The following is a 12,649-nucleotide window of genomic DNA, read 5'->3' on the forward strand; positions in this document are numbered from 1 at the left end:
ATTAAGATTGTAATTTAGGGCTAACTTTTTTATAATAGTTCCGTTTATAATTTATCTTTTAAATAAATTCCTGTAACCGATTCTTTTATTTTAACAACATCTTCCGGCGTTCCTGTGGCTAATAAATGTCCTCCATTTTCTCCACCTTCGGGACCTAAATCAATAATCCAGTCGGCGCATTTTATTAAATCTAAATTGTGCTCAATTACAATTATCGAATGTCCTTTTTCGATTAAAGCATCAAATGAAGCCAATAATTTTTTAATGTCATGAAAATGCAGTCCTGTTGTAGGTTCATCAAAAACAAACAGTGCTTTATCTTTTGTGGCGCCTTTTACTAAAAATGAAGCTAACTTAATACGCTGCGCTTCACCACCGGAAAGAGTAGAAGACGATTGTCCTAACTGAACATATCCTAAACCAACATCTTGCAGAGGCTGTAATTTTTGAGTAATTTTAGACTGCTTATTTTTTTCGAAAAAAGCAATTGCATCATCAATTGTCATGGTTAAAATATCATTGATGTTTTGATTGTCAAAAGCCACTTCGAGAATTTCTTTTTTAAATCGTTTTCCACCGCAGGTTTCACAAGGAAGCGAAACATCGGCCATAAAGACCATCTCGACATTTATAGAGCCTTCTCCTTTACAAGTTTCGCAGCGGCCTCCATCAACATTAAAAGAAAAATGTTTAGCCTGATATCCTCTTATTTTCGATAATTTTTCTTTTGCATACAAATCACGAATATCATCATATGCTTTAATATACGTTACTGGATTTGATCTTGAACTTCTTCCAATAGGATTTTGGTCCACATATTCAATATGTTTGATCTGAGAAAAAGAACCTGAAATATCACTGAATTGTCCCGCTTTTTCAGCAGCATTTTCCAGTTTTTTCTGCATGGCAGGAAATAAAATTTTCTTAATCAGCGTACTTTTTCCACTTCCTGAAACTCCAGTCACAACGGTTAAAACATCCAAAGGAAAAGTAACATTAATGTTTTTAAGGTTATTTTCTCTCGCACCAATAATATCAATATGATTTTTGAATTTTCGCCTTTTCTTTGGAACAGAAATTTCTAAATCACCATTTAAATATTTAGAAGTAAGCGAATCTGATTTTAAAATCTCTGCATAAGTTCCCTGCGCAACCAAATTTCCACCAAAAGTTCCAGCTTCCGGGCCAATATCAATAATCATATCGGCAGCTTTCATAATATCTTCGTCGTGTTCTACGACAATAACAGTATTTCCTAAATCACGAAGAGAAAGCAAAACTTTAATTAATCGTTCCGAATCTTTAGGGTGCAGACCAATACTTGGTTCGTCCAGAATATACATCGAACCAACCAAACTGCTCCCTAATGAAGTAGCAAGATTAATACGCTGTGATTCTCCTCCGGAAAGTGTAGCAGAATTTCGATTTAATGTTAGGTAATCTAAACCAACTTCTGTCAAAAATGATAAACGATTATTGATCTCAACCATCAAACGTTTGGCAATTTGCTGTTCGTAAACATTCAGTTCGATGTTTTTAAAGAAAGTTACCAAATGTCTAATCGGAAGATCAACTAAATCTGAAACTGTTTTTCCGTTGATTTTTACGTATGAAGCTTCTTCGCGTAAACGTTTTCCACGGCAGGCATGACATTTTGTTTTTCCACGGTAACGCGAAAGCATGACACGATTTTGTATTTTATAATTTTTTTCTTCAAGTTCTCTAAAGAAATCATTCAGACCCTGAAAGTATTGGTTTCCTTTCCAAATTAAATCTTTTTGATCTTCTGAAAGTTCAAAATAAGGTTTATGAATCGGGAAATCGAACTTATAAGCATGTTTTACCAATTCATCTTTATACCAGCTCATACTTTCGCCGCGCCAAGGATAAATGGCACTTTGAAAAACAGATAAAGAAGTATTTGGCACAACCAAATCAGTATCAATTCCAATAATATTTCCGTAACCTTCGCAAACCGGACAAGCTCCGTATGGATTATTAAAACTGAACAAATGTACGTTTGGTTCCAAAAATGTAATTCCGTCTAATTCGAAATTGTTAGAATAAGAAAATCTTTTTTCTGAACCTACTTCCTGAAGATAGCAAATTCCTTTTCCTTCAAAAAAAGCAGTTTGTACAGCGTCAGAAAGACGATTGTAAAATTCTTCCTCTTCCTTAACTACAATACGGTCAATGATTAATAAAATGTCTTTATTATCCAGTTTATGCAGTTCTGTTGGTGTAAATTCATCTAAACGAACCATTTCGTTATCGACTAAAATACGGGCAAAACCTTGTTGCAAAAGTACTTTTAGTTTGTCTTCAAGCAAACGGCCTTCTTCTAAATGAATAGGAGCAAGCAAGAGCCAGCGGCTGTCGATTTCGAGTGTTTTTACATCGGAAACAACATCTGTAACGGTATTTTTTTTGACTTCCTGTCCGGAAACGGGAGAATAGGTTCTTCCAATTCTGGCGAATAAAAGTTTAATATAATCGTAGATTTCTGTAGAAGTTCCAACAGTCGAACGAGCATTTGTTGTATTTACTTTCTGCTCAATGGCAATTGCGGGCGCAATTCCTTTTATGTATTCTACTTTCGGTTTGTCTAAACGGCCCAAAAACTGACGTGCGTATGATGATAAACTCTCAACATAACGGCGCTGTCCTTCGGCATATAAAGTATCAAAAGCTAAACTTGATTTCCCTGATCCTGAAAGCCCTGTAATTACTACAAGCTTGTTTCTCGGAATGGCAACATCTACATTTTTTAAATTATGTACTTGTGCGCCTTTTATTATAATATTTTGCTTCGGGTCGAGTGTAGAAAGATCAATTTGCATAAAAAAAGTCAATTTTTACAAAAGTAATCAATTTTGAATAGAGTTTTGTTAAGGATATTGTTCCAAATCTTAACAGAATTACCATGTTTGGTTTTGATTAAAGAAGGTATTTGAACCATTTGGAATATAAGCTTATCTCATTACAATCCGTTTCCCGTGGTTGAAACCACGGGCTATATTTTGAATATGTTTGAGAAATTGTTTGAAAACATAGCCAGCGGTTTTAACCGCTGGGACGCAAAGTATATCATCACGATCTGTTTCACGTGGTTGAAACCACAGGCTATATTTGAATATGTTTGCGGAATTGTTAGGAAACATTGCCAGCGGTTTCAACCGCTGGAACGTAAAGTATATCATTGCAATCCGTTTCCCGTGTTTGAAACCACGGACTATATTTGAATATGTTTAAGAAATTGTTGAAACATAGCCAGCGGTTTCAACCGCTGGAACGCAATATATTATATCAATTGTTTTATGTGGTTAAAATCACGAATTATTTACAAAGATTTTATTTTACTAAAAATTATTGTTTCACTCTAAAATGTGCTATTTTAGAACTGTTTTAGTATTATTTAATATCCTGACCAAATTTGAAAACTAAACTAACTACCTTATTGTTTTTGATGAATTTCTTGCTTTTTGCGCAGGAACTTCCGCCAATTGTTAAATATTCTTCATCTGTTTACGGAGCTGGAAATCAGAGCTGGATGATTTCGCAGGACGATGAAAATTATTTGTATTTTGCTAATAACGATGGACTTTTAGAATATAACGGAACGAATTGGCAATTATATCCGGGACCAAATGAAACTATTATTCGATCTGTAAAAGTGATTGGAAATAAAGTATATACAGGCAGTTATATGAATTTTGGTTATTGGACCAGAAATGAAAATGGTAAACTAAAATACACATCACTCAGCGATAAAATTAAAAGCAAAATTTTAGACGATGAACAGTTTTGGAATATCTTAAGATACGATCAATGGATTCTGTTTCAATCCTTAAACCGAATTTATATTTACGATACTAAAACCAGAAGTTTTAATATAATTGCACCAAAAAATGGGGTTATAAAGTCGTTTTCGGCAAAAAATGCTATTTATTTTCAAACCATCAAAGAAGGACTTTTTGAAATTGAAAGCGGAAGAGCAAAATTAGTTTCAGATAATCCGACTCTAAAGAAATTTACAATTGCGAATGTTTTTACGACAGATGATGGTTTGCTGATTCAAACACAGCTCGACGGAATTTACAAACTGACCGGAAATTCTATAGCCAGAGTTGTTACAGATGTGGATGCCGAATTAAAATCAAGTTTTGTATACAGCAGTCAGCGTCTTCAGGATGGTAGTTTTGCTTTAGGAACGGTTTCAAACGGAGTTTTTATTTTATCAAATAATGGAAAATTAAAATATCATCTTACCCAGAGCAAAGGTTTGAGCAATAATACGGCTTTGTCACTTTTTGAAGATAAAGACCAAAATTTATGGGTTGGATTAGATAACGGAATTAACTGTATCAATATTCAATCGCCGGTACACAGTTTTACAGATGATACGGGCGTTTTAGGAACTGTTTATGCCTCGGCAGTTTTTAACGGAATGCTTTACATTGGAACAAATCAGGGATTGTTTTGTAAGTCAACACAGAGTAATGCTGAATTTAAATTTATAAACGGAACAAAAGGTCAGGTTTGGTCTTTGTTTACGTATGATAATATGCTTTTTTGCGGACATGATTCGGGAACTTTTATAATTACAAACGATTCGGCAAGAAGTATCTTTTCGGGATCTGGAACCTGGAAGTTTGAACCTTCTCCAACAAATAAAAACCAATTAATTCAGGGAAATTATTACGGACTTTCGGTTTTAGAGAAAGTAAATAATCAGTGGATTTTTAAAAACAAAATTCAGGGTTTTGATTATTCATCGCGATATTTTGAAATAACAAAGAATCTGGATGTTTACATAAGTCATGAATACAAAGGGATTTTTAGATTAAAACTTGGGAAATCTCTTTTGCAAACGCATGATTTTTATACTTACAAGTCTCCGCAAAAAGGAATAAATGCGAGTTTAACGACTTTTAATAATTCAATTTATTATGCTTACAAAGGTGGGATTTTTAAATTAAATCCTAAAACAAGACAGTTCGAGAAAGATACCGTTTTAAGTTCGATTTTTGAAAAAGACGAATATACATCGGGTAAATTAATTGTAGACCATTCGAATAAAATCTGGTTGTTTTCTAAAAACTACATTCATTATTTCTCTGCCAGTAAATTGAGTAATCAATTAAAGCAGAATATAATTCCTATTCCGTCTTCTTTAACTAATTCGATGCTGGGTTATGAAAATATTACTCAAATTTCAAAATCAACCTATTTAATCGGTACAACAGACGGTTATTATACCTTAAATATTGACGATTTGAGTTTTAAAAACTATGATGTTTTTATTACCGATATATTGATAAACAAACAAAACGAAACGTTTAAAAATGTTGGCATTCAAAGTGAAGGTAGTTTTGATTCTGATGAAAATAACATTACGCTTAATTACACCGTTCCAGAATACAATAAGTACATCAACTCTGAATACCAATATTTATTAGAAGGTTTTCAGGATGACTGGAGCGAGTGGAGTACAAAGGCGACAGTAAATTTTAAAAACCTTTCGCCGGGAAAATACACTTTTAGAGTTAGGGCAAAATATGCCAATACAATTTTGCAGAATACGGCTGTCTATACATTTGTGGTTTTAAAACCTTGGTATTTGACCAATTTAGCTTGTTTTGTTTATTTTCTTCTGATTTTGGCAATGGCGTACTTTATCAATAAAGCGTATCGAAATTATTATCAAAAGCAGAAAGAAAAGCTTATAGAAGAGAATAATCTTTTACTGGAGATTCAGGAGCTTGAAAACGAACAGCAGTTAATGAAACTTCGAAACGAGCAGCTTTCGCAGGACGTTGATAATAAAAACCGTGAACTGGCGGTTTCGACAATGAGTTTAAACAGTAAAAATGAATTGCTGGCTTTTATTAAAGAAGATTTGAAGAAAACGTCTCAAAATGATAGTTCTAATATCAAATCTGTAATTAGTACTATTAACAAAAATATTACAGAGGAAGATTCCTGGAAAATTTTTAAAGAAGCTTTTGATAGTGCCGATAAAGATTTCCTAAAAAGGATAAAACTGATGCATCCAGCCTTAACACCAAATGATCTTCGTTTATGTGCTTATCTTCGATTGAATCTTTCTTCAAAAGAAATAGCTCCAATGTTTAATATTTCGGTTCGAAGTGTTGAAATAAAAAGGTATCGTTTGCGTAAGAAAATGGATTTGCAGCACGAAATCGGTTTAGTTGAATATATTTTGGCTGTATAGGAATTCTAAAATCGGCTTAAAAAAACTATACATTACCACAACATTATGCTTTTGTTGGGAAATTGCAGTGCAAATGTTAAAGAAATTAACATTCACAAATTATAGTTATACAGCGGTTTATTTTGTGATATCCTGAATTAAGACTAGATTTTTTTATGATGTATGTTTTTTGTTGAGGTTAATTTTATCGTTTTCATAAAGGGAACAGATAAATTTAACTTTCAATAAAAACTAACTAATTATGAAATCTAAATTATTACTAATTGTACTATCACTGTGTACATCATTTGCGTTTGCGCAATCTATTGATGTAACCGGAACGGTAGTAGATGGCTCAGGTTTATCATTGCCTGGCGTTAATGTAAAAGTTAAAAGTTCGTCTCAAAGCACAACCACTGATTTTGACGGATCTTTTAAATTAACCGGAGTTCCAAAAGGATCTTTAGTTATTTTCAGTTATATAGGTTACAAAACGCAAGAAGTTGCAGTTTCTGGAACTAAAATAACTGTAAAATTAATTGAGGATGCAAGATCACTTGACGAAGTAGTTGTCATTGGTTATGGTACTCAAAAGAAGAGAGAGGTTACAGGATCAGTTTCTGTAATAGACAGTAAAACGATTGATCTTATTCGACCAACGAGAATCGAACAAGCTCTGCAAGGTACCGTTACAGGTGTGAATGTAACAACTCAATCTGGAGCACCAGGAGCACCATTGGATATTCGTATTCGTGGTATTGCTACAAACGGGCAAAATGCGCCAACTGCTATTATTGATGGATATGTTGGAGATTTTGGTCTGTTAAATCCTAATGATATTGAATCCATAACAGTTTTAAAAGATGCTCAAGCGGCAATTTATGGAACAATTGGGGCAAATGGAATTATTTTAATTACAACTAAAACAGGTAAAAAGAATACTCAAACAAAAGTATCTTTTAATAGCTCTGTTGGATTTCAGGAAACATCAAGAAAACTTCCAACTTTAAATGCTACGGAATATGCACTTTTATTAAACGAAAGTTATGCTAACGGAGGTAAACCGCTTCCTTATCCAAATGTAAGCGGATTAGGAAAAGGTACTGACTGGCAGGATGAAGTTTTTCAAATGGCTCCAATTGTCAATAATGATTTGAGTATTTCAGGAGGTTCAGATAAAATCACGTATTCTATTAGTGGATCGCATTTAGATCAGGAAGGAATCGTGGGAGGCGACAAATCTGGTTTCTTAAAAAATACGGCAAGACTTGCTTTAGGAGCAGATCTTAGTAGTAAAATTAAACTTAGGACTAATGTTATATATACTTATTTTACCAGAAAAACATTAAATGAAAACGGTCTTGGCTCTGTATTGTTTAATGCACTAAATGTTCCTGCAACATTGACTCCTAAAGATGCAAACGGCAATTTTACTCTTGTGCCAAATACAACAGGATTGGGTAATGAAATTATTAATCCCCTTGCACAAATTGCAAATACGTACAACGATTATAATTATAAAAAATTAAACGGGAATTTTGGATTTGATTATAAAATCTTTAAAGGATTTACATTGACGAGTTCAATTGGTTTTAATACTTCAAACAGCGAATCAAAAACATTTGCTCCGCAAATAAGTTATGGAGGAAAAGTTTTTGACGTACAAAGAAGCTCTGTAACTCAAGGTGCTGTAAATGATAACAATTATTCATTTGACCTTTTTGGAACTTATAATACAAAAATTGCAGATGCACATAATATTACCGGAACTGTAGGTACAACTATTTTTAAAGAATGGGGTAACGGACTTTCTGCCACTGGTTTTGATGTGCCTAATAATTCTTGGGAATTTGCCGATATTTCTTTAACAAAAGGAGTTTCTGCAACTTTAACAAACAGCTCTTATGTTTATGATCAGCGCAGATTATCTTATTTTGCAAGGCTGCAGTATGATTATAAAGAGAAATACTTATTATCTGGAATGATTAGACGTGATGCTTCTACCAAATTTGGACCAGGGAATAAAGTGGGTTATTTTCCATCTGTTACAGGAGGATGGATTGTTTCTAAAGAAGATTTCTTTGGAACTCCTAAATTCATTAATTTCTTGAAATTAAGAGGAAGCTACGGAACATTAGGAAATGATCAAATTGGAAATTATAGATATTTAGGTACTTTGAGCGGAGAAGCAACTTATGTTTTTGATGGCGCTCTTGTAAACGGTGTAGCCACCGGAGCTGTTCCAAATCCAGATGTAAAATGGGAAGAAGCTAGAAAGCTTGACATTGGTTTGGATATGAGAATATTAAACGACAAGGTTTCTATTGTAGCAGATTATTTTAGTGATACAAGAAAAGATTTATTAATTGGAGATATTCCTGTTTCAGGTATTAATGGTACAGGTGCTCCGGGCTCTGGTGCTCCAACTATAAACGCAGGATCAGTAAAAAATTCAGGTTTCGAATTTGCTATCGATTATAAAGAAAATTTCTCAGATTCTTTTTCAATGAATGTAGCTTATAACGTTACGTTTATTAAAAATAAAGTTCTGGAAGTAAATAACGGAACTGGCTTTTTAGAAGCTGGAGGATTTGGTGTTGGACAACCTGCACCTGCACGAATGGAAATAGGAAAACCAATGGGATATTTCTATGGATATAAAACCGATGGTATTTTTCAAAATCAAGCAGAAGTTGATGCCCACCCATCACAATTAGCTTTAGGAGCGAATGCAGCGCCAGGAGATCTTCGCTTTGTTGATGTAAATGGAGACGGTGTAATTGATACAAAAGATAAAACCAATATTGGTGATCCAATTCCTGCTGCAACAATGGGATTCAATCTTCAATTAAACTATAAAAACGTTGATTTTGCAGTTTACACTTTTGCATCTGTAGGAAATGATATGGTTCGTAACTACGAAAGAACACTTTCTGATGCAAATCGTATAGATTATGTTTTAGACAGATGGACCGGTGAAGGATCTACAAATTCAACACCAAGAGTTACAACCGGTGCAACATCAAACAATGTTTTTTCTAATTATTTTGTAGAAGACGCTTCATACCTTAGAATTCAGAATGTTCAGTTAGGATATTCTCTTAATCCAAGTGTTGCTCAAAAAGTAGGAATCACAAAATTAAGACTTTATGCAGGAGTAAATAATTTATACACATTTACTAAATACCAAGGTTACGATCCGGGAGCTTCAAATGGTGCGCCAATTGGAGGTGGAATTGATTATGGATTTTATCCTACTCCAAGAACCTATTTAATGGGTTTAAACATTAATTTTTAATTTCAATTAAAATGAAAAAATATTTATTTACAACCGTTATATCTCTTACTCTGTTTTCGACCTTGTGTATTTCTTGTTCGGATGAGTTTGTAGACCCTAAACCAGAATATTCTATCGATTCTGAAAACTATTTTAATTCAAAATCAGATTACGATCAGGCTTTGGTTGCTGCTTACGATTTGCTTCAGGCTTCTTATGTAAATGTTTTATTAGGAGAAATTGCTTCAGATAATACATTAGCAGGAGGAGAAAGCCCAACAGATGTTATCGGGTTTCAGCAAATAGATGATATGATTCATACTCCGGTAAATAGCAACTTAAGAGATATCTGGAACTGGATGTTTGCAGGAGTTCAAAGAGCTAATTATATTCTTGAATTTCAAGATAAAACAGATTTTCCGGAGAAAACCCAAGTTATTGCCGAAGCGCGTTTTCTTAGAGCATATTACCAGTTTGAATTAGTAAAATGGTTTGGCGGTATACCAATGAAAGGCGATGCGAGATTTAAACTTGGAGATGAAAAAAAGATACCGCGTTCATCAGTTCAGGAAGTGTATGCTTCGATTGAAGCTGATTTAATTTTCGCATCGGCTAATTTAGCGCCAAATGCTTCTCAAAAAGGGCGTGCCACTAAAACTGCTGCTCAGGCTTTATTAGGAAAAGCTTATTTATATCAAAATAAATTTACGCAGGCAGCAACGGTACTTGAATCTGTAATTACTTCAGGAAAATATTCTTTAGTAACAGATTATAATTCAATATTTGAAATGGACGGAGAAAACGGAGCAGAATCTGTTTTTGAAGTACAATATACAGATATTGAAGGTGCAGGATTTGGATGTTTACAATGTAGTGAAGGTAACGTAGCTGTAGGTTTTAGCGGTGTTAGAAATTTTTCAGGACCACTTTTCTCTTCAGGATTTAGTTTTAATGTACCAACTCAGGAAGGTGCAGATGCTTTTGAAGTAGGAGACAGACGTAAAGATGTAGCTATTTTAGACATCGCTGCTTTTGCTGCTGCAAATTCTAATTATGATGGAGGAAAAGGAGTTAGCTACGGAAAAGGAAATGAAGATACAGGTTTCTTCAACAGAAAATATATTCCAAGAAAAAGAAGCTCAAATGCACAAGGAGATTTGAATTTAACAAATCCAAATAATTACAGATCAATTCGTTATGCAGACGTTCTTTTAATGGCTGCAGAAGCTTACAACAGAGGTGGAATTGATGACGGAAAAGCAAGAACATATTTAAATCTTGTTAGAGCGCGTGCATTTGGAGATAATAACCATAACGTAACGGCTTCTGGAGCTGCTCTTACAGATTTTATCTGGGCAGAAAGAAGAGTAGAACTTTTTGGAGAAGGACATCGTTTCTTTGATTTAGTAAGAACTGGTAAAGCTGTTGGAACAATCCCTGGATTTTCAGCAAACAAAAACGAATTATTTCCGCTTCCTATAGAAGAAATTCAATTCGCAAACGGTAACTGGTCGCAAAATCCTGGATATTAAAAAAATACTATTATGAAAAAATTACATTATATATTAAGTCTTGTCGTTTTAGCGCTATTTTTTAGCTGTTCAAGCGATGACAGCAATGTTGATTTAGAAGGTGTTAGTGCACCTGCAAACATATCTGCTTTGACCACTGTAACTCAGGATAACTCCGGTAAAGTAACTTTTTTACCAAAAGGAGAAGGAGTAACACAATACAAAATAAATTACGGAGACGGATCGCCAGAATCTGATTATTTTCCTTCTGGAGGAACCGTAACGCACGTATATAAAGAAGGAACTTACCAAAGCAAAATTATTGCAATGGGAATTACAGGAAAAAAAACCGAAGTAACACAAGAAGTTTTAGTTTCGTTTAGAGCTCCTGAAAATTTAGTAGTGGTAATAACAAACGATTTATCAGTTTCTAAAAAAGTAACCGTAAAAGCAACAGCAGATTTTGCATTGTTTTACGATGTTTATTTTGGAGAAGCAGGAAAACCAGATCCAATTTCGGCTAATAACGGAGAATCAGTTTCATATACGTACCAAGCGGCTGGAGTTTACACAATTCGTGTGGTTTCAAAAAGTGCTGCAATTAAAACAACTGAAAAATCTCAGGAATTTGAAGCAAAATTAGTTCTTAATCCAACAACTTCGGCACCAACGCCTCCAAACAGAGCAGCCGGAAATGTAATTTCTATTTACGGTTCTAAATACACTAATGTTGCCGGAACAAACTATTTCCCGGATTGGGGACAAGCAGGACAAGGAAGCAGCTGGACAGAATTTGATTTAAACGGAGACAAAATGTTGAACTACATCAAATTAAGCTACCAGGGAATTGCTTTAGCAGATAATGTTACAGTTGATGTTTCTGGTATGGATTATATTCACATGGATGTTTGGACAGCAGATTTACAAAAAATCGAAACTTCATTAATTAGTAAAACAAATGGTGAAAAACCAGTTGTAAAAGATCTTACAGCAAATCAATGGACAAGTATTGATATTCCAATCTCGGCATTTACAAGTCAGGGATTAACGGTAGCCGATATTTTCCAATTGAAATTTGTGGGAACTCCTTGGGCTGGAGGAACTGTATTTATCGATAATATTTATTTCTACAAAGACGTCGAAACATTAAGTACAGCAGCACCAACACCAACAAAGCCAGCTTCAGATGTTATTTCATTATTTAGTGATGCGTATTCAAATATTGCCATTCAAACATGGCGTACAGACTGGTCAGCAGCAACATTAGAAGAAACAGCTGTTGCAGGAAATGCAGTTAAAAAATACTCAGATTTAAATTTTGTGGGTATCGAACCAGTTACAACAATTGATGCAACCGGAATGACACATTTCCATGTAGATGTTTGGTCTTCAGATTTTACAGAATTCAGAATCAAATTAGTTGATTTTGGGGCCAATGGAGTTTACAATGGAGGAGGAGATGATAAAGAACACGAACTGAAGTTTACCGCTCCGGCACAAGGACAATGGGTAAGTCTGGATATTCCTTTAAGTGATTTTACAGGATTAACAACCAGAGCTCATATTGCACAGCTTATTTATTCTGGAACACCAACCGGAAGTCATACCATATATATTGATAACGTTTATTTTCATAAATAAAAAATG

General features: G+C 34.2%; 5 protein-coding genes. 4 read left to right on the top strand and 1 reads right to left on the bottom strand.

The window, feature by feature from the left end; genetic code table 11:
• Window positions 1-44: 44 nt before the first annotated feature.
• Window positions 45-2,840, bottom strand: a complete 2,796-nt coding sequence (uvrA, locus tag B3C18_RS24040) for an excinuclease ABC subunit UvrA (protein WP_291152834.1) — start codon at window positions 2,838-2,840, stop codon at window positions 45-47.
• Between the two features lie 593 nt (window positions 2,841-3,433).
• On the opposite strand from uvrA, the gene B3C18_RS24045 reads away from it, so the two are divergent.
• From B3C18_RS24045 to B3C18_RS24060, 4 genes are all read left to right on the top strand, one after another.
• Window positions 3,434-6,235 (top strand): triple tyrosine motif-containing protein, encoded by a 2,802-nt coding sequence (locus B3C18_RS24045; protein WP_291152837.1) that lies wholly within the window; start codon window positions 3,434-3,436, stop codon window positions 6,233-6,235.
• Between the two features lie 241 nt (window positions 6,236-6,476).
• Window positions 6,477-9,512 (top strand): SusC/RagA family TonB-linked outer membrane protein, encoded by a 3,036-nt coding sequence (locus B3C18_RS24050; RefSeq protein WP_291152839.1) that lies wholly within the window; start codon window positions 6,477-6,479, stop codon window positions 9,510-9,512.
• Between the two features lie 11 nt (window positions 9,513-9,523).
• Complete coding sequence (locus tag B3C18_RS24055) at window positions 9,524-11,023, top strand: RagB/SusD family nutrient uptake outer membrane protein (RefSeq protein WP_291152841.1); 1,500 nt, start codon at window positions 9,524-9,526, stop codon at window positions 11,021-11,023.
• A 12-nt stretch (window positions 11,024-11,035) separates the two neighbouring features.
• On the top strand, window positions 11,036-12,643 hold the full coding sequence (locus B3C18_RS24060; RefSeq protein ID WP_291152844.1) for a hypothetical protein: 1,608 nt from the start codon (window positions 11,036-11,038) through the stop codon (window positions 12,641-12,643).
• Window positions 12,644-12,649: the final 6 nt, after the last annotated feature.

This window comes from Flavobacterium sp. UBA7680 (assembly GCF_002482975.1).
Classification (GTDB): domain Bacteria; phylum Bacteroidota; class Bacteroidia; order Flavobacteriales; family Flavobacteriaceae; genus Flavobacterium.

What these genes read in the sequence shown, in the direction of transcription:
- uvrA (WP_291152834.1), bottom strand. Translation starts at nt 2,840, where the DNA reads ATGCAAATTGATCTTTCTACACTCGACCCGAAGCAAAATATTATAATA.
- B3C18_RS24050 (WP_291152839.1), top strand. Translation starts at nt 6,477, where the DNA reads ATGAAATCTAAATTATTACTAATTGTACTATCACTGTGTACATCATTT.
- B3C18_RS24055 (WP_291152841.1), top strand. Translation starts at nt 9,524, where the DNA reads ATGAAAAAATATTTATTTACAACCGTTATATCTCTTACTCTGTTTTCG.
- B3C18_RS24060 (WP_291152844.1), top strand. Translation starts at nt 11,036, where the DNA reads ATGAAAAAATTACATTATATATTAAGTCTTGTCGTTTTAGCGCTATTT.